Here is a 22,665-nt window from a genome sequence, read left to right on the forward strand (position 1 = left end):
ATCCTGGGCTGAGCTATCACGGCAGCACGCCCCCCGTCCCGCCAGGGAAGGATGCCCCCTTGAACGACAGGTCCGAAGTGCGCCAGGTTGCCTGGCACGAACAGATTGCGGTGGCTGCGGCCTATGCCGCGGTCTGGGAGGTTGCGCGGTACTTTTCGTTCTCGCACTGGATGCTCCCGGCGGGCATCCGGCTTGCCTGCCTGCTGCTCGTGCCCCGGCGTTACTGGATCGCCCTCGTGGCGGGCGAGGCGCTGCCCGTGATGACCAATGGCCTGATGCTCATCCCGCAGTTCGGCTGGTGGTATGGGCTGTTCGCGTCGTTCCCCGTCATCATTCCCTGTATTCCGGTCATGCTCTGGTTGCGCAGGCGTGCCTCTTTGTTCCTGCCCGATGGCTCGGTCAATATGCTGCTGTTCGGCACGGCATCGCTCGTCTGCGCCCTGCTGGCCGCCATCGTGAACGACGTGATGCTGGCGGGAGCCCTCTGGCCAACGGAGCCGGGGCAGGCCGTTCCGTATGTCCGCCTGCTACAGGCCTTTTTCGCCTACCTGCTCGGTAGCTATCTTGGCGCGCTGACCCTGGCCCCGAGTCTGGTGGCGCTGCGTCTTCTGGTGCAGCAGAAAGACCTGCGCACGATCTGGCAGGGGCCGCTTGCGCGTGACCTGGCGCTGGCGGCGGGATTCCTCGCCATCGGTGCCTTCGGTGCCGCGCATCTCAACGGCGCCGCCCTGATGGCCTGTCGCATCGCCATGGTGCTGCCGGTGCTTTTCGTGGCCTTGCGCCACGGCTGGCACGGGGCTGCCTTGTGCGGCACGCTGGCCAGTGTCGCGCTGGCCACCACGTCGGCGATCGTCCGCGATCCTGCCATGATCCAGGCACAAGCCGTTTTCGCAGCGGTGCTCTCCACTATCCTCATGGTGGCTTCCCGGCGCATCGTGGCGACCATGCCTTCGCCAGCCACGCTTCCGCTGCGTGACTGACGAAAGCGACCTGCATCCTGGCGATTACTGGGACGGCGACGTGGCGTTGAAGTGGGCACCGCATTCCTCGGGTCCCTTGGTGCATTCACCCTGGATGGCCTGGAAGATCACGGTTCCCGACGGCTGCGGATAGGCGATCACCTGTACGTCGTCAGAGCGATACACCGTCTCCCCATTGGCATCCTGTGCAGGCGCGGATGCTGCCTGCGACGCCGTGGCAAGGCGGGTCGTGTCCGCACCCATCGGAAGAGCAAAGACCTGGCCGCCGGCCACGCCGAATGCGGCGCGCACGATGCCGTTGAGGTCGTTGATCTGCACGTAGCGGACACCTGCGCGCTCGAACTGGTAGACATGGAAATGGCCGCTGGCGCTGACGTCGGCGGTCGCCGGCCAGGACTGGCCAAGCCCTGCCGTGCTCGCCGTGGAGGAATCGGCCAGGGCCGGTGCGGCGATCGGCAGGAGCATGGCCAGGAGTGAAAGACGGATGCGCTTGTTCATGGGTCTGGTTCCTGTTCGGGTAGGCCACGGCGGGGTGCCGGGGCACGGGTATCCTAGGTCGGATGCACGTATCGGGTCGTTTTCGTCAGCGAAATGCGGCGTAACGTGGTGGTTACGTACCTTTTTGCCGCAAAGACGCATATAAGGAATTTCCGAATCGGCATATCGGCGCGCCAGACCCTCTTGACGAGTAATTGAGAATCATTATCATCAACTGCGCACCCCCACCGCGGAGTACCTGCCATGTTGATGAGAACGCTTCCCCTGAACGACAACGCCTCCCGCGACAAGGTCGTCCCGCTGCGTACCGCACCGGCCGCCGCCCGTCGCATCGAAAGCAAGAACCTGCTCGATGGCTCCCGCGAACTGGTCATCGAACACCAGGGCGCGGAGTACCACCTGCGCCTCACGCGCAACGACAAGCTCATCCTCACCAAGTAACAACCCAGATCTCCCCGCCGCCAAGCCAGCCGTCCCTCCCGCACGGCCCAGCCAGGCACTCCAGAAGACGAACCGTCACCGGGAGACGCCCATGTTCGGTTGGCTCGCATCCTTCGGCGTGCACGCACGCCATCGCTCCGCCTCCACCATCCGCTGGCTCGCGGTCTCCCCCCGTACGCTGGTCGAGGGGCTGGGACAACTTGGCGGGGTGCTTTATCTCGCGCCACGCCCCGTCACCTGCCCGGCCGGTGCGCCGGTACCTGTGGGTTGCCTGGTGGAATCGGCCGACCTCGCACCACTGCTGGCTACACGCCACGTCGGCCTGACCTGTGCCGTGACGGCAGAGGGACCGCGCGAATGGATCGACTGCGTGAGCGCCGATGGCGACACGCTGGCCCGTATCTACCTCCTGCCGGATACCGATTACCTTGCCTGGGATGGCCTCTTCGCCGACGCCATCGTTGTCGATGCGCCCTCCCGGCGAGTCCCGGATCGCGCTTGGCTGCGGGCTTGCCGCGCCCGGGTGTTGAGCTTCCAGCGACGCCGCCTCGTCGGATTCGACGTGCTGGGCGCGCAGGACGTACGCATTTCGTCGCTGGGTCGCGGTGTCGCGCGCGACATCGCCGTGTCCGAGTCGGTCGCCATCACCGTGTAGGAGCGTGCTTGCGCGCGACGGGCATCATCGCGATGCCCGGTTGCGCGCAAGCACGCTCCTACGGGACCGGCTGTTGTTGTGTCCGCTCGAGAGTGTCCGCGGACACACTGTCCTGGGCGCCATGCGTTGGCGCCCAATCCCTTCATTGTTGGCATGCTCCCTGCTAGGTCTTTCGTAAAGACCTTCAGGGACAGCCCATGATCCGCGACACCTCTGCCCAGGACCGCCTCGTCGAAGTGCGCCCCAGCCGGCGCCGCAAGCTGCTACTGGCCGGCGGCGGCGTGGCAGTGCTGTGTGTCCTGGCGCTGACCGTGCCGAGGCTGTCGTCGTTGTTCTCTGCCGAAGCCTCGGTAAGCCAGTCGCGGCTCACCATAGCCACCGTGACCCGCGGGCCCTTCGTGCGCGATATCGCGGCGGAGGGCAAGGTCGTGGCGGCGGTGAGCCCTACGCTCTACGCGACATCACCCGGTGCCGTCGTGCTGAAGGTGCACGCAGGTGACGTAGTGAAGAAAGGCCAGGTGCTGGCGACTATCAGCAGCCCCGAACTCACCAATAAACTTCTCCAGGAGCGTTCATCGGCCGATGCGATGCAGGTGGATTACCTGCGTGCGCAGATCGAGGCGCGCAAGAAGCGCGGTGAATTGCAGAAGACCCTGGATAACGCGCTCATCGACCAGACCGCCGGCCAGCGTGACCTCAAGCGTTACCAGACTGCCTATGACAAGGGCGCCGTGCCGGTGATGGATGTAGACAAGGCGAAGTCGACGCTCGACAAGGCCAACGTCGCCGTGCTGCACGCGAAGTCGGACATGGGCATGGACAACGACAGCCTCACCTTCGATGTGCAGGCCAAGAATATCGCCCACGAGCGCCAGCTGCTCATGGTCAAGGAGCTGGAGCGCCAGGTGGACGACCTCGACGTGAAGTCGCCTGTGGACGGCCAGGTGGGTCAGCTGTTCATTGCCGAGCGCGCCACCGTTGCCAAGGATGCCCAGCTGCTGAGCGTCATCGACCTGTCGGCGCTCGAAGTGGAGATGAAGGTTCCTGAAAGCTTCGCGCGTGACCTCGCCATCGGCATGCCGGGCGAAATCGCAGGTAACGGCAAGACCTGGACGGGCAAGGTGAGTGCCATTTCCCCTGAAGTGGTCAACGGTGAAGTGGCCGCCCGGCTGCGCTTTGACGGCAGCACACCGCAGCAGCTGCGCCAGAGCCAGCGTCTTTCGGTGCGTGTCCTGCTGGATCGCCGTGAAAACGTGCTGACGGTGCAACGCGGCTCGTTCGTCGACGAGAGTGGCGGTCGCTACGCTTACCTGGTCAACGACGGCATGGCTGATCGCCACGATATCCGTGTCGGTGCAAGCAGCATCGACAAGGTCGAAATACTTGACGGGCTGAAGGAAGGCGACCGCATCGTGGTCTCCGGCGCCGATGCCTTTGGCAATTCGAAACACGTCGCGATCGGCCGCTGATCGCATCATCGATACCGTATTCAACCGAGGGAACCGCCATGCTCAAGATGAACCATCTCGCCAAGGTCTACCGCACGGAAGTCGTCGAGACCTATGCGCTGCGCGATTTCAACATCGACGTGAAGGAGGGCGAATTCGTGGCCGTGACGGGGCCGTCGGGTTCCGGCAAGACCACCTTCCTGACCATCGCGGGCCTGCTGGAGACGTTCACCGGGGGTGAGTATCACCTCGATGGCGTGGAGGTGAGCAAGCTCGACGACAACGCCCGTTCGCGCATCCGCAACGAGAAGATCGGTTTCATCTTCCAGGCGTTCAACCTCATTCCCGATCTCAACGTGTTCGACAACGTGGAAGTGCCGCTGCGTTACCGGGGCATGAAAGCGGCCGAGCGAAAGCAGCGCATCATGGATGCACTGGAGCGCGTTGGCCTGGCGTCCCGTGCAAAGCACTATCCGGCCGAATTGTCCGGCGGCCAACAGCAGCGCGTCGCCATCGCCCGCGCGCTTGCCGGGTCGCCGCGCCTGCTGCTCGCGGACGAACCGACGGGCAACCTCGATACGCAGATGGCCCGTGGCGTGATGGAACTGCTGGAAGAAATCCATCGCGAGGGCGCCACCATCGTCATGGTCACCCACGATCCGGAACTGGCGGCCCGTGCACAGCGAAACGTGCATGTCATCGACGGCCAGGTCGTGGATCTCGCGGAGGAACCGCGTTTCCATACCCACGCTCACGTGGCACACCCCTGAGCAGCTGAAGCCGCTTGTAGCGTTTGAGGAAACACGATGTTTGTCTATTACCTTGAGCTGGCCGTGCTCAGCCTGCGCAGGAACAAAGGTCTTACGATCCTGATGATCCTGGCTGTCGCCATGGGTATCGGCGCCACCATGACCACGCTCACCGTGGTGCATGTGCTTTCCGGCAATCCGCTGCCAGGCAAGGAGGATCGTGTTTTTCGCGTGGCCGTCGATGCCGAGCCGATCACCACCTACCAGGAAGGCACCCCTCCGCTGGATCAGGTCACCTGGATCGATGGCATGAACCTGTTGCGTGAGGCCAGGGCCGATCGCCAGGCGCTGATGACCGGTGGCAACGTAGCCGTTACGCCGGCCGACGGATCGCTGGATCCGTTCTACACGGGCTCCCGTTACAGCACGGCGGACATCTTCCCGATGTTCGATATTCACTTCATCTACGGAACCGGCTGGACGGCCCGGGACGACGCAGCGCGTTCCCGCGTGGTGGTCATCACCCGTCGCCTCAACGACAAGGTATTTCATGGCGAAAACAGCGTGGGGAGAGATCTTCGCGTTGGCGATGCAAGCCTGCGGGTGGTGGGCGTGATGGAGGACTGGGATCCCCAGCCGCATTTCCATGACCTGGACGTTTCCAATTACGGCAACGGGGAGCAGATCTACCTGCCACTGGGAACCTCGCGCGACTTGGCCCTCACGCATTCGGGCTCGGTCAACTGCTACGGCAACGGCCGGTCGTCGGAAGCCGAGATGGAAACGCAGTCGTGTACGTGGCTGCAGTACTGGGTGGAACTGGATTCCGCGGAAAAGCGCGACGCCTACCACGAGTACCTGATCAATTATTCACGTGGACAGCATGACCACGGTCGCTTCGAGAGGCCACCCAATGTCCGCCTGTATGACGTCATGGCCTGGCTGGATTTCAAGAAAGTCGTGCCCGGCGATGTGAAGCTGCAGGCATGGCTGGCGTTCGGGTTCCTGCTGGTGTGCCTGGTCAATACCGTGGGCCTGATGTTGGCGAAGTTCCTCCGCCGGTCAGGCGAGGTCGGCGTGCGCCGCGCCTTGGGCGCCACTCGCCAGGAGATTCTTGGCCAGTTGCTGACCGAGGCCGGCATGATCGGCGTGGCGGGTGGCATCGGTGGCCTGGTGCTGGCCTTGCTGGGCTTGTGGCTTGTGCGCATGCAACCTGACAGTTACGCCGGGCTGGCTCATCTGGATTTGTCCATGCTCGTCCTGACGTTCGTGTTCGCGGTCGCCAGTACCGTCGTCGCCGGCCTGCTGCCCGCATGGCGCGCATGCCGCATCGCACCCGCCCTGCAACTGAAGACGCAGTGATGTCCATGGATATTCTTCCCATCCTTGCCAGCCTGCGTCGCCACAAGGTAACGGCCATCCTGCTCGTGCTGGAGATCGCGCTCACCTGTGCGATCGTCTGCAACGCGGTATTCCTTATCGGCCTCCGGCTCGATCGCATTCATACCGTGAGCGGCGCGGCCGATAACGAAGTGACGATCCTGCGGATGTCGGGTATCGGCAGGAACAGCGATGCCCAGGCACGTACCCTCGAAGACCTCGCGGCCCTGCGTGCGGTACCCGGCGTGAAGTCAGCCGCCTTGCTGGCACAGACGCCTTTCGGGTATTCCGGTTCCAGCTCGTCGATCAAGCTCACGCCGGATCAGAAGCTGCCCACGGTGACGGTGTCTTCGTACTACGGCGAAGGCATCGTTCCTGCGCTGGGACTGGAGCTGACGAGCGGGCGCGATTTCGATGCCGGTGAATATCACTGGTTGACCGACATGAACGCGGGCAAGGCCGGATCCTCGCCGCGTGCCGTCATCCTCAGCGAAACGCTGGCCCAGCGCCTGTTTCCCGGGGAAAACGCACTGGGCAAGGATATCTACGTCTACGATGAGCCTTCGCGGGTGGTGGGTATCGTGCGCCATCTGGTCACCGCGCAGGAGTGGGCATCCGGACAGCAGGACTACTCGATGATCCTGCCGGTTCGCGTCAGCCCGGATGCGGGTGTGGGCGGAACCTATGTCATGCGGACGACGCCCGACCAGCGCGACAAGGTGCTGGACGCGGCCGTGGCGAAGCTGAAGGCGCTGGACCCGCGCCGTGTGCTCACGAGGAAAACCACTCTGGAAAAACAGCGTGAGACCTTCTTCGCGGCGGATCGGGCCACGGCAGGCTGGCTCATCGCCACCTGCATCGCGCTGCTGATCGTCACCGCGCTGGGTATCGTGGGGCTGGGCAGCTTCTGGGTGGCGCAGCGGCGCCGCCAGATCGGTGTCAGGCGGGCGCTGGGGGCGCGCAAGATCGATATCCTGCGTTACTTCCAGACCGAGAACTTCCTGCTGGCGACTTTTGGCATCGTGATCGGCATGGTCCTGGCCTATGGCATCAGCCTGTTCCTGGTGATCCAGTACGAACTACCCCGGCTGCCCGTGCTTTACCTGCCCCTTGGCGCGGTGATCCTCTGGCTGCTCGGCCAGCTTGCGGTACTGTCGCCGGCCCTGCGTGCGGCATCCGTTCCGCCCGTCGTGGCGACCCGTAGCTGAACGACTGGACCGGGCAGATACGCTCCGCTACCGTCCGTTCAAACCTTTTGTCGCCGGGGTGCATCGCACCCCCATGCCCAGGATCAAGATGCGCACCGTACTCATCGTCGACGACAACCCTGCCGTAGGCGAGGCCCTGTCACTGGCGTTGTCGCTTCGCGACATCCGCCCGCTCGTGGCTTCCACGCCGGAAGACGGGCTTGCCATGCTGCTTCGCGAGCGCATCGACGTGGTAATCCAGGATATGAACTTCACGGCGGATACCACCTCGGGCGAGGAGGGCGTGGCGCTCTATCGTTCGATCCGTGCACGTCACCCCGACCTGCCGGTGATCCTGCTCACGGCATGGACCCACCTGGAAACCGCCGTGGAACTGGTCAAGGCCGGCGCTACGGATTACCTGGCCAAGCCGTGGGACGACAACAAGCTGCTCACCACGGTCGAGAATCTGCTCGAACTGTCGGAGTCCACGCGTGAGGTGACGCGCGCCCGCGTGGAGCGTCGCCGTCGCCGCGAAGCACTTGAGAGCCGCTACGACCTCGATGGCCTCGTCTTCGCCTCGGAGGCCATGGGGCGCACCATCGAGCTGGCCTGCCAGGTGGCGAAATCGGAGGTGCCCGTGCTCATCACGGGTCCCAACGGGGCAGGCAAGGAGCGTATCGCCGCGATTGTCCACGCCAATTCGGCCGTCCGTCGCGGCCCCTTCGTGGCCGTCAATTGCGGTGCGCTGCCCGGTGAACTGATCGAGGCCGAACTGTTCGGTGCGGATGCCGGTGCCTATACAGGGGCGAACAAGGCGCGCGAAGGACGCTTCGAAATGGCCGACGGCGGCACGCTGTTCCTGGATGAAATCGGCAACCTGCCGCTGCCCGGCCAGATGAAACTGCTGCGGGTGCTGGAAACCGGCCAGTTCGAGCGCCTGGGTTCGGGCCGCACCCGCCAGGTGAAGGTGCGCGTCATCAGCGCCACCAATGCCGACCTGAAGGCCATGATCGCCGCGGGCACGTTTCGCGAAGATCTCTACTACCGGCTCAACGTCATTGAAGTGAACCTGCCGCCCCTGGCGGAACGCAGCGATGACATCCTCCCGCTGGCGGAGTTCTTTCTCGATGGCAAGGCAACGCTCAGCGAGGATGCCCGTGAATCCCTGCTTGCCCATGCGTGGCCGGGCAATGTCCGCGAGCTGAAGAACGCCATCGCGCGTGCCGCCTTGCTGGCATCCGACGGACGTATCGAACCGGTGCATCTCAATCTCCCCGTGCCTGCCGCCGTCGTAAGCCGCAACCTCGACGAGCCCAGTCGCGAAGCCGTGGAGGCGGCACTGGCATCCGCTGGTGGCGTAGTCAGCCGGGCCGCCAGCAGCCTGGGTCTGTCCCGCCAGGCGCTGTACCGGCGCATGGAGCGCTACGGCCTGGTGCTCTGACCCGCACCATGAAGCCCTTTTCGCTCGAAGGACGCATGACCCTCATCGTCGCGGGCTCCGCGGCCATGGGGGCTCTCGTGTTCGCGGGCGTATCCATCTGGCCGTTCCCACAGCTGCTGACCTGGATTCGTGAGGCACCGGTCAAAGGCGGCCCCGTGCATAAGCTGGCTGCCGAGCCCGTGGACATCGCCACCGCGCTGGTGATCTGCGCCCTGGTGCTGTTGCCGCTTTCCGCCCTGGCGGCACACGCCATCGTCGAACCGCTGCGCCGCCTGCTGCGGGCCCTGGAAAGCGCGGTGGCGAGCTACCGTGACGGCGACTTCAACATGTCGATCGGCACGAAGCGACGTGATGAACTGGGCGATCTCATCCGCGTACACAACGAACTGGGCCAGACACTGCGCGACCAGCGCCAGCACCTGGCCCAACGCGAGTTGCTGCTGGACACCGTGGTGCAGAACACGCCGGTGGCACTCGTGCTGACCGACGGTGCAGGCAAGGTCACCTATGCCAACATCGCCGCCCGCCAGTTGTTCAACCAGGGCAAGACACTCGCCGGACTCGACTTCGACACCTTGCTGGTCGACATGCCGGAAAACCTGCGGGATGCTGCCGCGGGTGGCGAGGACGCCTTGTTCACCGTGGAAATGGAGGGTAGCGAAGAGACCTTCCACCTGTCCCAGCGTGGATTCCGCCTGCAAGGGCGGCCTCATCGCCTGCAACTCTACCGACGCATGACCCGCGAGCTCTCCCGCCAGGAAGTGCACACATGGAAACGGGTGATCCGCGTGATCAGCCATGAGCTGAACAATTCGCTGGCGCCCATCACCTCGCTGTCCCACTCGGGCGCGGAACTGGCGCGGCGTGGTGACCTGGAACGCCTGCCGGGGGTATTCGCCTCCATCGGCGATCGCGCCCGCCATCTGCACGGCTTCATCGCCGGATATGCGAGTTTCGCCAAGCTGCCCGTACCGCAGTCGCGCTACGTGCCGTGGGAGCCGTTCCTCGAAGGCCTTTCCCTGCATGCGCGCTTCCGCGTTGCCGCATCGTTGCCGGAGCAACCCGGCTGGTTCGATCCCAGCCAGATCGAGCAGGTGCTGATCAACCTCATCAAGAATGCCCACGAAACCGGTGGCGACCCCGACGGCGTTACCCTGACTGTCCATGGCCTGGGGCGCGACATGCTCATCGAGGTATCCGACCGGGGCCCGGGCATGAGCGAGACCGTGCTGGCCCAGGCCCTGCTGCCGTTCTATTCCACGAAACGCTCCGGTACCGGCCTGGGACTGGCCCTGGCTCGCGAAATTTCCGAGGCCCACGGAGGGCGGATTTCACTGGCCAATCGGGAAGGGGGCGGCCTGCGCGTGAGCATGGTGTTGCCCGGCGGTCCGCCCTGACACGGTTCGCCTATACTCCCTGACGTTATCCACGGGAGAGGGAGCAAAGCGGTCATGGGAGCTTTCGTAGCGCTGGTCATTGTGGTCGTGGTGATGATCGTCATCGCCAAGCTGGTCCGTATCGTGCCCCAGGGCTACGAGTTCACGGTCGAGATGTTCGGCAAGTACACCGGCACGCTCAGCCCGGGCCTGCATTTCCTCATCCCGTTCGTCTATTCCATCGGGCGCAAGATGAACATGATGGAGCAGGTGCTCGACGTCCCCTCGCAGGATGTCATCACCAAGGACAACGCCGTGGTCAAGGTCGACGGCGTGGTCTTCTACCAGGTGCTCGACGCCGCCAAGGCGGCCTACGAAGTATCCAACCTGGAAGCCGCGGCCCTCGCGCTCATCATGACCAACATCCGCACGGTGCTGGGCTCCATGGACCTCGACGAAAGCCTGAGCCAGCGTGACGCCATCAACGCCAAGCTGCTGGGCGTGGTCGACGAGGCCACCCATCCCTGGGGTGTCAAGGTCACCCGCATCGAAATCAAGGACATCTCGCCGCCGCGCGATCTGGTCGATGCCATGGCCCGGCAGATGAAGGCCGAGCGCGAGAAGCGCGCGAACATCCTCGATGCCGAGGGCTTCCGCCAGGCGGCCATCCTCAAGGCCGACGGCGAAAAGCAATCGGCCATTCTCGAGGCCGAGGGCAAGAAGGAAGCCGCCTTCCGCGAAGCCGAAGCTCGTGAGCGCCTCGCCGAGGCCGAAGCCAAGGCCACCACCATGGTCTCGGAGGCCATCGCCGGTGGCGACGTGAACGCACTCAATTATTTCGTGGCCACCAAGTACGTCGAAGCGCTGGTCGAGATGGCCAAGTCGCCCAACCAGAAGACCCTGCTGTTGCCCATGGAAGCCACCGGCATCCTTGGCTCGCTTGCGGGCATTGCCGAACTGGCAAAGGATTCGCTGGCGAGCCAGCAGAAGGCCCATCCCGAACTCCCGCCCCGCACGCCGTCGCTGCCACGCTGAATGCCATGAGCGATATCGCCTTGCATTACCTCTGGTGGATCATCGCGCTGGCGCTCATTGCCGGCGAGGTGATGCTGCCCGGCTATTTCATGTTGTGGATCGGCATCGCGGCGGCGGCCATGGGTATTGTCGTCTTCGCCGTACCCGATCTCGGGCCACTGTTGCAGGCCGTGCTGTTCACGGTGTTCGCCTTTGCTTCGTGCTTTGCCTACTGGAAGCTCGTGCGTCCTCGCATCGACCGCACCCCGTCGGGCAACGAGCGGCTCAACCGGCGCGGCGAACAGATGATCGGGCAGCGCTATGTGCTTTGCGAGCCGATTGTGCAAGGGCGAGGCAAGGCACGTGTCGGTGATGGCATGTGGCTGGTCTCCGGCCCCGATCTGCCGCTGGGGGCCTCGGTGGAAGTGATTGGCGTGGACGGAACTACCCTGCGCGTGAAGGCGGTGGACGTTGCCTGAGGCCGCCCCGCTCAGCGTACCGGTGAGCTTCGCCACCACGGCGATCAACACCCGCATCGCTTTTCTCGCCGAACTGGCGAGGCGTCTTCACCAGTACGGCACCACGGCTCCGCGTCTCGAAACCGCCATTGCGCGTTCAGCCCAGCGGCTGGGTCTTGCCGCCGATGTCTGGTCCAGCCCCACGGCCATCATCGTCTCGTTCGCGGATCTGGCCCAGGGCGAGGACGGCGTGGCCCAGGTCACCCAGGTCATGCGCCTGCCACCGGGCGACGTGAACCTCGCACGCCTTTGCGAAGCCGATCGCATCGCTGATGCCGTGATCGACGGCCAGCTTGAACTGCGCGAAGGCTTCCATCTGCTGCGCAAGCTGGGTGCACCGGATTCCTTCCGGGAAAAGCTCGGCCTGGTTGCCAGCTATGGCCTGTGCGCAGCAAGCGTCGTGGCCCTGCTGTTGCATAGCGCATGGCCCGATCTCATCACGGCGGGCGTCATCGGCGTGATCATCGGCTGCATCACGGTGGCCTCCGGCAATCGTCCGCGACTGGCCGCTGCCAGCGAAGCCATCAGTGCCATGGTGGCGACGATCATTGCCACGCTGGTCAGTGCCTACATCGTACCGTTGGCCATGAAGTCGGTCGTGCTGGGAAGTCTCATTGTCCTGCTCCCCGGCATGGCGCTCACCACGGCGGTGCGCGAAATATCCAGCCAGCATCTGGTGGCGGGTACCGCGCGCATGGCCGGTGCCGTGGCCACGTTGCTCAAGCTCACCTTTGGTGCCGTTGCGGCCAGCCAGCTGTGTGAGGCCGCCGGTATCGATCCGCGCAACTACGCATTGCCGCCGTTGCCTGCCTGGGCTGATTGGCCTTCATTGATCCTGGGCGCATTCTCCTTCGCGATCCTGTTCCGGGCCGCACGCAAGGATTGGCCGGTGGTGATGGGTGCCGTGATCCTCGGTTACTTAGCCACGCGATGGGGCGGCAGCATTTCCGGTTCGCTGCCCGGTGCACCATTCGGCGTGTTCGTCGGAGGGTTGCTGCTAGGTGCCCTGAGCAACGTGTATGCGCGTTACGCGCAACAGCCCGGTGCAGTGATTCGCGAGCCGGGCATCATCCTGCTTGTGCCGGGCTCAGTCAGTTTCCGCAGCGTGTCTTACCTGCTGGATCGCGATGCGTCGCTGGGCATGGATACGGGGCTGCTGGGTGTCACGTTATTGGTGTCGCTGGTGGCGGGCCTGTTGTTCGGCGACCTGCTGGTGGCACCGCGCCGTTCGCTCTGAGCGTAGGCCGCGATTTTGTAGGAGCGCGCCTCGCGCGCGACCGCTGACGAAGCGGTATCCATCAACGTGCCAACATCCCTCGTACGGTCGCGCGCGAGGCGCGCTCCTAGAGGGGGATGGGCCGGCTGATTGGTTTGCCTCTTTTTGACTCGGTGAATAGCCCTCCGATTATGGCGGGTGCTTGCGATATTTCACCCGATATTCGTAAAGAAAAAGCCCCGGTTTAACCCGGGGCTTTTTCGCGAATTACCGCAAATCCGACTGAATCAGCCGATGAGCAGGTCTTTTTCCTTCTTGCCGGCCTTCAGCGCATCGTTGAACCAGCGCGGACGCTTGCCGCGGCCGGACCAGGTGTTTTCCGGATTGGCCGGATCACGGAACTTGGCGGCGACGGTGGTGCCGGCGCGCTTCGACTTGGCGCCACCGCGCGACGGAAACACGTCGTCGAGGGTGACGCCTTCCTTCTTGAGGATGGCCTGGATCTGCTCGCGTACCTTGGAAGTCCGTTCCTTCGACAGCTCTCCCTGGCGGGCCTGTGCCTTGGCGATCAGGTCGGTGAGCTGATTATGATTGAGATTCTTGATATCGACGGCCATTAGGGTCTCCCGAGTGGTGCAACGCAAAAAGATGATGGGCTCCTGATCGTTCCCCGCGATTGATCGCCGAATGGAGCCGCGCGGGGATTTTTAACCAAAAGGCATCCAAAAAGCAAAATGCCCGGTCATTGACCGGGCATTTTCTTTACTAAATAGGCCATTACCGACATCAATAATCGGAAATAACGGATGCGGGTTTTAGCCGAGCAGGGCGAAGAGCTCGTCACGGCTGACGTTGCGGGCCTCCGCATCCGTGCGGGCACGGTACTCGAACGTGCCGCCTTCGAGGCCACGGCCGCTCACCACGACCCGATGCGGGATGCCGATGAGTTCCATGTCGGCGAACATCGGCCCCGGGCGCAGGCCACGATCGTCGAGCACGGTTTCCACGCCGCGGTCGGCCAGGTCGCGGTAGAGCGATTCGGCCGCTTCGGTGACGACCGGATCGTTCTTCGGATTGATCACGCAGACGGCCACGCGCCACGGCGCCATGCTGTCGGTCCAGATCATGCCGTTGTCGTCGTGGCGCTGTTCGATGGCGGCCGCCACGATGCGGCTGACGCCGATGCCGTAGCAACCCATGTACATGGTGCGCATCTTGCCCTGTTCGTCGAGTACGCCCGCACCCATGGCTTCGGCATACTTCTGGCCGAGCTGGAAGATGTGGCCGACCTCGATGCCGCGTGCAAAACGGATGGTGCCCTGGCCGTCGGGCGACGGATCGCCTTCGACGACCTTGCGGATATCCGCCACGCGGGTGACCCGTGCATCGCGCTCCCAGTTGGCCCCGGTGTAGTGGGTGCCGTCCTGGTTGCCGCCGCAGACGAAGTCGGCAAGCACGGCCGCGCTGCGATCGACGATGACCGGGATACCCTCGGGCAGGCCTACCGGACCGATGAAGCCGGGACGGGTGCCCGTGGCGGCGAGGATTTCTTCCTCGGTGGCCAGTTCGGATTCGTCCGGCAGCTCGGCGAGATGCGCAGCCTTTACTTCGTTGACCTCGTGGTCGCCGCGCACGCACAGGGCCACCAGGCCTTCCGCGCCGCGGACGAGGATGGTCTTGACCGTTTGCGCGGCGGACACGCCGAGGTGTGCCGTGACTTCCTCGATCGTGCGCTGGGTGGGCGTATCCACCCGTGTGAGCGCGGCGCCCGGGGCAGGGCGCTCCGTGGTGGGAGCCAGGGCTTCGGCCTTTTCGATGTTCGCCGCGTAGGGCGAGGCATCGGAGAACGCGATGGCGTCTTCGCCGGAATCGGCGATCACCTGGAACTCATGGCTGGCGCTACCGCCGATGGCGCCGGTATCGGCGTCCACCGCGCGGAACTCCAGGCCCAGGCGGGTGAAAATGCGCGAGTAGGCGTCGTACATCACCTTGTAGGTTTCGCCGAGCGATTCCGGGGTGACATGGAAGGAGTAGGCATCCTTCATGAGGAATTCGCGCGCACGCATCACGCCGAAGCGCGGACGGATCTCGTCGCGGAACTTGGTCTGGATCTGGAAGAAATTCAACGGAAGCTGCTTGTAGCTCTTCAGCTCGTTGCGCGCGAAGTCGGTGATGACTTCCTCATGCGTCGGGCCGTAGCAGAACTCCTGCTCCTTGCGGTCCTTGATCTTCAGCAACTGGCCGCCGAATTTTTCCCAGCGGCCGGTTTCTTCCCACAGCTCGCGCGGCTGCACGGACGGCATCAGCATTTCGACGGCACCGGCACGGACCATTTCCTCGCGGACTACGCCCTCCACCTTGCGCAGCACGCGCAGGCCAAGCGGCGTCCAGGTGTACAGGCCCGAGGCGAGCTTGCGGATCATGCCGGCGCGCAGCATCAGCTTGTGGCTGGCGACTTCCGCGTCGGCGGGGACTTCCTTGACAGTGGCTAGGTGGAACTGGCTGAGGCGCATCTGCGATGAATCCGGGGGAAAGCAATGATTATAGGGCGGCCGCACGCGTTCAGGCGGGACAGTACAGCGTCGCCTGTGCCTGGGCTTTCTTCAGCTCGGCCTGGCGGGTGGCCTCGTCCACCTGTTTCACTCCGCCCTTGCCATCGTCCATGGTCACCACCTTCTCGTTCTGGAGGGTGGCGATGTTCTGGTTCACCTGGTTGCAGAGCGCTTCGCGATTGGCCGGGGTGTCTGCACGTCCAGCGGCATCCTTCGAAGGCTTGGCGGCCGCTGCTGTTCCCTGAGCATCCTGGGCAGGCGCGGGGTCGCTGGTTGCCACCTTGACGGTTTCGTACTTCGTTTTCCCGGGCGGCGGCGCGTCGGTGTAATGGGTGACGCCCTGGGCATCCTTCCATTTATAGGCCTGGGCGAAGGCGAGAGGGCAGGCGGCGAAGAGCAGGGCGAGAGCGAGGCAGCGGCGCATGGCGGCGGTCCGGCGAAGTGGGAGGCGCACACAAGTAGCATCGGCCCGATGGCGCCGCAAGCGACGCAGGTCGCGCTTTGCGGGACCCGCCCCTGACGCTTCGTGACGCCTGGGCTACACTGGAGGCCCATTTCGAGCCACTGGACCATGAGCGAACCGATCCAAGCCCGGGGGCCGCGCCATCGCGGCATCTACCTGCTGCCCAATCTCTTCACCACCGGAGCCATGTTCTCCGGCTTCTACGCCATCGTTTCCGCGATCGGCGGCCATTATGCGACGGCCGCCCTGGCGGTCTTCGTGGCCGGCATTCTCGACGGCATGGATGGCCGTGTTGCCCGTCTCACCAATACGCAGAGCGAATTCGGCGTCCAGTACGACTCCTTGTCCGACCTGGTCAGTTTCGGGCTGGCACCTGCCCTGGTGATGTACACCTGGGCGCTGTCCTCGCTGGTCGATTACGGACCGGTCTGGGGCAAGATCGGCTGGGCGGCGGCGTTCATCTACGCCGTTTGTGCCGCGCTTCGCCTTGCGCGTTTCAACACCCAGGTGGGGGTGGCCGACAAGCGCTACTTCCAGGGGCTGGCCAGCCCGGCGGCTGCCGGCCTGTGCATGTCCTTCGTCTGGACGATGGAAAAGTTCGACGTACCCGGCCCGTCGGTGGCCTTTTTCGCCATGCCGCTGGCCGTCATCGCGGGCCTGCTGATGGTGAGCAACGTCCGCTATTTCAGCTTCAAGGCATGGCCCAAGGGCGATCGCGTGCCCTTCATATGGCTGATCGCGGCTGTGCTCATCGTCGTGTTGCTGCTGATCGATACCGCGCGTGTGTTGTTTGCGGGCATGGTGATCTACACGATCTCCGGTCCGGTGATGACCATCTGGGGTCGCGCGACGCATCGTCGTCGTGCCCGTCGTCACGCCCGGACGCCGGAGTAAGCGGATGATGCAGCCCCGTCGTGAGCGCCTCCTCAAGGCCATGGGCGTCACTCCGTGGCGCCTGCGTGCCGCGGGTGCCGTTTCCGTGGCAGAGGCGGAGGCAGCGAACGAGGTGCCGTTTCCTGTCGAAGGGGTTCATTGCATCGTCATCCTCCCGTCGGGATGCAGCGAGCGCGAACTGGACCTCGTCGGGCGCGCGCTGCGGGCGTTTGGCCCTTCAACAGGCAGGGCTGCGCGTCTGGAGGTGGGCTCCCAGGGGCTCGGACAGGTGCCGGTGGCAGCCGCCTATCTCGTCTTCGGCGAGGAGCAGGCCCGTGCACTGGGTCGTGACCTGCCTGCCTCCGTCATGAGCGCCGCACAGATCGTGCTGCTCGATACGCCTTCTGCGCTGCTCACCAGCGGTGCTGCCAAGCGCCGGTTGTGGAATGCGCTGCGCGCGCTTGGGCGTGCCTTGCCGAAGGAGTGACGCCGATGGTCGCCGTGACTCGCCCTTCTACGGAAATTCGCGCGATGCGCCGGGACGACGTCGACGCCGTTTCGGCCATCGAGCATGCGTCGTACGAGTTTCCCTGGAGTTCGGGCATTTTCCGCGATTGCCTGCAAGCCGGTCACAACTGCTGGGTGATCGTGCATGACGGCGAGATTGCCGGCTACGGCATCCTGTCGGTTGCCGCGGGCGAGGCGCATGTACTCAATATCTGCATCGGCGAGGCCCATCGCGGGCTCGGCTATGGACGCCGGATGATGCGGCGCCTGCTCGATCTTGCCCGCTGGTATGGGGCCGAGCGAGTGTTTCTTGAAGTACGTCCGTCCAATCCGGTGGCCAAGGTGTTGTACGAGACGCTGGGCTTCGCCGAGATTGGTCGACGGCCTGCGTATTACCCTGCCAGGAACGGGCGCGAAGAAGCCATTGTCATGGCTTTGGACATGTTGCCGGGCGAGTGATCGGGCTGGTCGCGCGCGAGGCGCGCTCCTACAGGAAAGACTTCGGGGCGGTGCGGGGTGGCTTTGGGCTGGTCGCGCGCGAGGCGCGCTCCTACAGGAAAGACTTCGGGGCGGTGCGGGATGGCTTCGGGCTGGTCGCGCGCGAGGCGCGCTCCTACGGGAGCGGTTTCGGGCGGTGTGGGATGGCTTTGGGCTGGTTGCGTGCGGGCGCGCTCCTACAGGGTGGCTTGTGTAGGAGCGCACCTTGCGCGCGACCGGTTTCAGCCTTCCCGCAACAGTGCCATCGGCGAGGTACGTAGCACCCGTCGCGTGCCCAGCAGGCCAATGCCCATCACCACCAGCGCGGCCAGTACAGCAGCCCCCACCAGCGGCCACAACGGCGGCACGAAATGCTCGATACGGAATACCGCCTTGCCCAGCCATAGCCCGGCACCGGTGGCGCCCAAAGCTGCAGTGAGACCCGAGACTAACCCCAGCAAGGCAAACTCGCACGCAGCCGCCGCACGCAGCTGACGGCGTGTAGCGCCCAGCGTGCGCAGCAGCGCAGCCTCCTTGCGCCGCTCCTGCGCACTGGCCGCCAGCGCAGCAGCCAGCACCAATGCACCAGCCAGCAGGCTGAATCCAAGCACCCAGCGCACGGCAGCCCCCACCCGGTCCACGATTTCACGAACCCGGTCGAGCAGCGCATCGACGTCGATCAGACTGAGATTGCCGTAGCTGCGCGACAGCTGCGAAAGCTCATCGGCATGCCCACGGGGCAGGTAGAAACTGGTGAGCCAGGTATGCGGAAGTTCGCTCGCGTGGGTCGGATCGAGCATGAGGAAGAAATTGACCCGGAACGAGCTCCAGTCCACCTGGCGGACGCTGGTCACGCGCGCGTTCACCGTGCCCTCGCCGACCTCGAAGCCCAGCGTATCGCCGAGCTTGAGGTGAAAACGGTCCCGCCACGAGGTATCGATCGACACTTCGGCCTGCGCAGGCGATGACCCCGGCCACGTGCCCGCCACGATCCGGTTCGACGGCGGCAGCTCGTCACTCCACGACAGCCGGAGCTGTCGGTCGGCCGAATCCTTTGCCTCGTCGCTGTCGAAGGCGATGCTGTCCACCGGTTTGCCGTTGATCGTCGTCAGCTTGCCGACGGCCAGCGGCATCATGTTCATCTTGCTCGCACCCATGTGGGCCAATGCCGACGAGAATGCATCGCGCTGGTCGTCCTGCAGGTTCAGGGCAAACCAGTTCGGGGTGTCGGCGGGAAGCTCGCGCCGCCAGCCGTCCAGCAGCGAGGGGGCGATCACGGCAAGCAGGAGCAACGCGCACAGGCCGAGCGACAGGGCCGTGGCTTGCACCAGCGACAGGCCACGGCGCCGCGCCAGAGCGGCCAAGCCGAGCCGCAGCGCGGGATGCGCACCGGGAGCGACCCTTCGCGCCACCACCAGCAGCAGACCTGCCAGGCCCGCTGCCACGACGGCGACACATGCGAGGCTTACCGCCAGGATGCCAGCCAGCCGCACCGAATCGCTCTGCATCCAGATCAGCAGGACGGCGGTCAGCAGCGGAACGAGGTACAGGCCGTCGAAACGGCGCACCCGGCGCTGCATCGATTCGCGGAACACGGCCACGGGCGGCACCTCGGCCAGCCGAACGAGAGGCGGCAGGGCGAAACCGGCCAGCACCGCGAGGCCCATGGCCGCAGCGGCGAAGGCAGGGCCCAGTGGCAGCGTGGTCGGGATGTTGTCGAACAGCTGCCGGGCGAAGTACCAGGCGCCTTCCGACAAGCCCAGCGCGATAAGCATCCCCAGCCCCGCGGCAGGAATGGCGAGCATCGCCAGCGTGGTCACCAGCAGGGCGGCAACGCGGCGCTTCGGCGTGCCCAGGGCGCGCAGCAGCGCGACCTCACCGGCCTTGCGTCGCGCGTAACGAGCGGATGCCAGGGCGATGGCGACACCTGCAAGCAGGGCCGAGAGCAGGGCCGTCAAGCGCAGGAAGGCGCTGGCGCGGTCGAAGGCGCTGCGCATACGTTCCTGCATCTTCTCGGGGGTGATCAGTTCTCCACCCGCTGGCAGAGGGGCACTTTCAACGGCGGAACGCCAGCGCGCGACGTCCCCCGGGTCACCCGCGACCAGCAGGCGATGACGGGCACGGCTGCCGACGGAGAGCAGCCCGGCCTTGTCGGCGTCGTCGAGGTTCATGACGGCGCGCGGCGCCAGCGCGAAGAGTTCCCCACCATCGGGCTGGCGCACGAGCTCGGCGGCCAGCCTGAGGTCGTGGCCGCCGATCTGCACCGTCTGCCCCACGCGGATGCCCAGGCCGACCATGGCGCGGTGGTCGAGATAGACCTCGCCGGGACCGGGACCGTGGGCATCGCGTTCATGCCCATCCGCGCCCTGCACGACCAGCGAACCGCGCAGTGGATAGGCGGCGTCGCTGGCGAGTACATCGAGCAACTGGCTGTGCTCGCCCACGAAGGCCACGCTGCGGAACTGGGCTCCTCGCGTCGAACGCAGACGGTCATCCTGTGCCGAGCGTTGCAGTGCCGCGGGGAGTGGGGCGGGAGCCGTGATACCGACGTCGCCGCCGATGAGTTCAGCGGCGCTGGCGAGAATGCCCCGCTCAAGCCGGGTGGAGAGTGTGGCGACCACGCCCAGCGCAATCACCGCCAGGACCAGCGACGCCGCGAGGGTGCGCAGTTCCACCAGATGCCATTCACGCCTCAGCGTCCGCAGGGCGAGCCGGCCGACGTTCACGCGGCCACCCCGAGGCGACCCTCGCGCAACTCCGCCGAGCGGGCGCAGCGCGCTGCCAGGCGGGGATCGTGGGTGACCAGGATCAGCGTGGTCGCATGCTGGCGGTTCATGTCGAAGAGCAGGTCACCGACATGCTCGCCCGTGTGCTGGTCGAGATTGCCGGTGGGCTCGTCCGCGAAGAGGATGCGCGGGCGATGCACGAAGGCGCGGGCCAAGGCCACGCGCTGCTGTTCGCCACCGGACAGCTGGGCCGGGTAATGCCGACGCCGGGCGCCCAGCCCCACGGTATCCAGTGCCGCATGGGCCCGCTCGCGGGCGGAATCGTCGCCTTCCAGCTCCAGCGGCAGCATCACGTTTTCCTCGGCCGTAAGGGCCGGGAGCAGGTGGAACGACTGGAAGACAAAGCCCACCAGACGGCGCCGCACGGCCGCGCGGGCTTCCTCATCCATGCTTTGAAGGGCCTGGCCATCGATGCGGATGCTTCCTGACGAAGGCACGTCCAGTCCGGCCAGCAGGCCCAGCAGGGTGGTCTTGCCCGACCCGGAGGCGCCGACGATGGCGAAGCTTTCCCCGGCGTGTACTTCCATGTTCACCCCCGAGAGGATGTCCAGCTGTCCCTCCGGACCGAAAACCGACTTGCTAACATCCCTTACTTCGAGAAGAACACGGGAAGAATCGTTCATGCGTCGTAGCCTGATGGTCCTGTTGCTGTTCGTCTGGTGCGCCATCGCCTCCGCGGCGGACGCGCCACGCAAGGTGCTGGTGCTCGGGGACTCGTTGTCGGCGGCGCACAACATCCCGGTGGAAGCCGGGTGGGTACGTCTGCTGGACGCGCGTACTTCGAAGATGGCGACGCCCTGGACAATGGTCAATGCCAGCATCAGCGGCGAAACCTCGCTGAGCGGCCGTAACCGCCTCAACGCCTTATTGAGCAAGGAGCGTCCGGGCATCGTGGTGATCGAGCTGGGCGCAAACGATGGCCTGCAGGGGTTGCCGCTGGGGCAACTGGCCGGCAACCTCGATGCGATGATCGACGCGGCGAAGAAGGCCGGCGCCCGTGTCCTGCTGCTGGGCATCGAACTGCCGGTGAACTACGGGCCGCAATATCGCGACGGCCTGCGCAAGGTCTACACCGACGCCGCCACGAAGCACAGCGTGCCCCTGGTGCCCTTCCTGCTCGATGGCGTGGCGCTGGATCCGGCCCTGATGCAGGACGACGGCCTGCATCCCACGGCCCGTGGTGAGCCCCGCGTGGCCGACAATGTATGGAAAGCGCTTGCGCCGATGTTGAAGTAAACGACGAAACGTCGACGTTCTCCTACCCAGAATGAACACTTGTTTTCGGTCTTCACGCTGTTCTCACCGGTCCGGCCGTTAACTCTTCACATTTGTGAATCAGCGAAAGGAGTGGAGCGATGAGCACACGCGACGAACAGTCTGGCCTGATCCTCCTCGTCGAGGACAATCGGCAGATCGCCGAGATGGTGGGTGAATTCCTGGAGCGCCGGGGCTACTCGGTCGACTACGCCGCCGACGGCGTGAGCGGCCTGCATCTGGCCGTGTCCAACAGCTACGACGTGATCGTGCTCGACCTCATGCTGCCCGGCATGGATGGTCTGGATGTCTGCCGCAAGCTGCGCAAGGACGGCAAGAAGTCCACGCCGGTGCTCATGCTGACGGCCCGCGACACGCTGGAAGACAAGCTGGTCGGCCTGGAAGCCGGCGCCGACGACTACCTCATCAAGCCCTTCGAGGTCCGTGAGCTGGAGGCCCGCCTTCGTGCCCTGATCCGCCGTGATCGTCGCCAGGTGTCCTCCGAGGTGCTCACCGTGGGCGATATGACCCTGGACACCGCCACCTTGCGCCTGACCCGCGCCGGCCAGGAACTCACCGTCTCGCCCATCGGCCTGAAGCTGCTGGCGATCCTGATGCGCGAGTCGCCGCGGGTGGTCAGCCGCCGCGATATCGAGCGCGAGATCTGGGGCGATACCCTGCCGGATTCGGATACCCTGCGTTCCCACCTGTACAACCTGCGCCGCGTGATCGACAAGCCGTTCGATCGCCCGTTGCTCCACACGATTCATTCGGCGGGCTATCGCCTGGCCGACCTCGACTCCGAAGTCGCGGCAGCGTCGCAGCACGTGGGTTGATGCGGATGAGG

23 protein-coding genes are annotated in these 22,665 nt (G+C 65.0%); 17 read left to right on the plus strand and 6 right to left on the minus strand.

The genetic code is table 11. The features are described from left to right. Nucleotides 1–59: 59 nt before the first annotated feature. Nucleotides 60–980 carry an MASE1 domain-containing protein gene (locus tag HBF25_RS15055; RefSeq protein WP_166949810.1) on the plus strand — a complete coding sequence of 307 codons (921 nt, stop codon included), beginning with the start codon at nt 60–62 and terminating at the stop codon, nt 978–980. Between the two features lie 24 nt (nt 981–1,004). On the opposite strand, the gene HBF25_RS15060 is transcribed toward HBF25_RS15055, so the two are convergent. After that, on the minus strand, nt 1,005–1,478 hold the full coding sequence (locus tag HBF25_RS15060) for a hypothetical protein (RefSeq protein WP_166949812.1): 474 nt from the start codon (nt 1,476–1,478) through the stop codon (nt 1,005–1,007). A gap of 243 nt (nt 1,479–1,721) precedes the next feature. Here HBF25_RS15060 and hemP point away from each other — a divergent pair, with 243 nt between their 5' ends. The 11 genes from hemP to HBF25_RS15115 all read left to right on the plus strand — a co-directional run bounded on the left by hemP (nt 1,722) and on the right by HBF25_RS15115 (nt 12,927). Beyond that, entirely contained in the window at nt 1,722–1,919 is a 198-nt protein-coding gene (hemP, locus tag HBF25_RS15065; protein ID WP_166949814.1) for a hemin uptake protein HemP, read from the plus strand. A 91-nt stretch (nt 1,920–2,010) separates the two neighbouring features. Further along, nucleotides 2,011–2,574 carry a hypothetical protein gene (locus tag HBF25_RS15070; protein ID WP_166949816.1) on the plus strand — a complete coding sequence of 188 codons (564 nt, stop codon included), beginning with the start codon at nt 2,011–2,013 and terminating at the stop codon, nt 2,572–2,574. Nucleotides 2,575–2,771: 197 nt separating this feature from the next. Beyond that, nucleotides 2,772–4,043 carry an efflux RND transporter periplasmic adaptor subunit gene (locus HBF25_RS15075; RefSeq protein WP_166949818.1) on the plus strand — a complete coding sequence of 424 codons (1,272 nt, stop codon included), beginning with the start codon at nt 2,772–2,774 and terminating at the stop codon, nt 4,041–4,043. Nucleotides 4,044–4,081: 38 nt separating this feature from the next. Continuing rightward, the gene (locus tag HBF25_RS15080; RefSeq protein WP_166949820.1) at nt 4,082–4,792 is read left to right on the plus strand and encodes an ABC transporter ATP-binding protein; all 711 of its coding nucleotides are present in this window, start codon (nt 4,082–4,084) and stop codon (nt 4,790–4,792) included. 36 nt (nt 4,793–4,828) lie between these two features. After that, nucleotides 4,829–6,133: an ABC transporter permease gene (locus HBF25_RS15085; protein ID WP_166949822.1), complete on the plus strand. Its 1,305-nt coding sequence runs from the start codon at nt 4,829–4,831 to the stop codon at nt 6,131–6,133. A gap of 5 nt (nt 6,134–6,138) precedes the next feature. Beyond that, nucleotides 6,139–7,359, plus strand: coding sequence for an ABC transporter permease (locus HBF25_RS15090; protein WP_166949824.1), 1,221 nt, complete (start codon nt 6,139–6,141; stop codon nt 7,357–7,359). An 88-nt stretch (nt 7,360–7,447) separates the two neighbouring features. Then, entirely contained in the window at nt 7,448–8,782 is a 1,335-nt protein-coding gene (locus HBF25_RS15095; protein ID WP_166949825.1) for a sigma-54-dependent transcriptional regulator, read from the plus strand. A 35-nt stretch (nt 8,783–8,817) separates the two neighbouring features. Further along, entirely contained in the window at nt 8,818–10,179 is a 1,362-nt protein-coding gene (locus HBF25_RS15100; RefSeq protein ID WP_243853256.1) for a sensor histidine kinase, read from the plus strand. A 54-nt stretch (nt 10,180–10,233) separates the two neighbouring features. Continuing rightward, nucleotides 10,234–11,193: an SPFH domain-containing protein gene (locus tag HBF25_RS15105; RefSeq protein ID WP_166949829.1), complete on the plus strand. Its 960-nt coding sequence runs from the start codon at nt 10,234–10,236 to the stop codon at nt 11,191–11,193. 5 nt (nt 11,194–11,198) lie between these two features. Continuing rightward, the gene (locus tag HBF25_RS15110) at nt 11,199–11,651 is read left to right on the plus strand and encodes an NfeD family protein (RefSeq protein ID WP_166949831.1); all 453 of its coding nucleotides are present in this window, start codon (nt 11,199–11,201) and stop codon (nt 11,649–11,651) included. Continuing rightward, nucleotides 11,644–12,927 carry a threonine/serine exporter family protein gene (locus tag HBF25_RS15115; RefSeq protein WP_166949833.1) on the plus strand — a complete coding sequence of 428 codons (1,284 nt, stop codon included), beginning with the start codon at nt 11,644–11,646 and terminating at the stop codon, nt 12,925–12,927. Before HBF25_RS15110 ends, HBF25_RS15115 begins: the two co-directional genes overlap by 8 nt. Before the next feature lie 266 nt (nt 12,928–13,193). Here the strand turns inward: HBF25_RS15115 and HBF25_RS15120 are convergent, their stop codons facing one another. The 3 genes from HBF25_RS15120 to HBF25_RS15130 form a co-directional block, all read right to left on the minus strand. Next, on the minus strand, nt 13,194–13,523 hold the full coding sequence (locus HBF25_RS15120) for an H-NS histone family protein (protein ID WP_166949834.1): 330 nt from the start codon (nt 13,521–13,523) through the stop codon (nt 13,194–13,196). Nucleotides 13,524–13,721: 198 nt separating this feature from the next. Further along, the gene (locus HBF25_RS15125; protein ID WP_166949836.1) at nt 13,722–15,419 is read right to left on the minus strand and encodes a proline--tRNA ligase; all 1,698 of its coding nucleotides are present in this window, start codon (nt 15,417–15,419) and stop codon (nt 13,722–13,724) included. Nucleotides 15,420–15,468: 49 nt separating this feature from the next. Beyond that, nucleotides 15,469–15,882: a DUF4124 domain-containing protein gene (locus tag HBF25_RS15130; RefSeq protein ID WP_166949838.1), complete on the minus strand. Its 414-nt coding sequence runs from the start codon at nt 15,880–15,882 to the stop codon at nt 15,469–15,471. 147 nt (nt 15,883–16,029) lie between these two features. Between HBF25_RS15130 and pssA the strand changes: the two genes are divergently transcribed. From pssA to rimI, 3 genes are read left to right on the plus strand one after another with little or no spacing between them, the layout of a single operon-like run. Further along, on the plus strand, nt 16,030–16,815 hold the full coding sequence (pssA, locus tag HBF25_RS15135; protein ID WP_166949840.1) for a CDP-diacylglycerol--serine O-phosphatidyltransferase: 786 nt from the start codon (nt 16,030–16,032) through the stop codon (nt 16,813–16,815). A gap of 4 nt (nt 16,816–16,819) precedes the next feature. Then, nucleotides 16,820–17,281, plus strand: a complete 462-nt coding sequence (locus HBF25_RS15140) for a DNA polymerase III subunit psi (protein WP_166949842.1) — start codon at nt 16,820–16,822, stop codon at nt 17,279–17,281. A gap of 5 nt (nt 17,282–17,286) precedes the next feature. Then, nucleotides 17,287–17,760: a ribosomal protein S18-alanine N-acetyltransferase gene (gene rimI / locus HBF25_RS15145; protein ID WP_166949844.1), complete on the plus strand. Its 474-nt coding sequence runs from the start codon at nt 17,287–17,289 to the stop codon at nt 17,758–17,760. 260 nt (nt 17,761–18,020) lie between these two features. Here the strand turns inward: rimI and HBF25_RS15150 are convergent, their stop codons facing one another. Both HBF25_RS15150 and HBF25_RS15155 read right to left on the minus strand, forming a co-directional pair. Further along, nucleotides 18,021–20,504: an FtsX-like permease family protein gene (locus HBF25_RS15150; RefSeq protein WP_166949846.1), complete on the minus strand. Its 2,484-nt coding sequence runs from the start codon at nt 20,502–20,504 to the stop codon at nt 18,021–18,023. Next, on the minus strand, nt 20,501–21,187 hold the full coding sequence (locus HBF25_RS15155; RefSeq protein ID WP_166949848.1) for an ABC transporter ATP-binding protein: 687 nt from the start codon (nt 21,185–21,187) through the stop codon (nt 20,501–20,503). The genes HBF25_RS15150 and HBF25_RS15155 overlap by 4 nt, the downstream gene beginning before the upstream one ends. On the opposite strand from HBF25_RS15155, the gene HBF25_RS15160 reads away from it, so the two are divergent. After that, complete coding sequence (locus tag HBF25_RS15160) at nt 21,186–21,800, plus strand: arylesterase (RefSeq protein ID WP_166949850.1); 615 nt, start codon at nt 21,186–21,188, stop codon at nt 21,798–21,800. The genes HBF25_RS15155 and HBF25_RS15160 overlap by 2 nt on opposite strands. Nucleotides 21,801–21,919: 119 nt before the next feature. Beyond that, on the plus strand, nt 21,920–22,654 hold the full coding sequence (locus HBF25_RS15165) for a response regulator transcription factor (RefSeq protein ID WP_166949851.1): 735 nt from the start codon (nt 21,920–21,922) through the stop codon (nt 22,652–22,654). The last annotated feature ends 11 nt before the right edge of the window (nt 22,655–22,665 follow it).

Source organism: Luteibacter anthropi, assembly GCF_011759365.1.
Taxonomy (GTDB): domain Bacteria; phylum Pseudomonadota; class Gammaproteobacteria; order Xanthomonadales; family Rhodanobacteraceae; genus Luteibacter; species Luteibacter anthropi.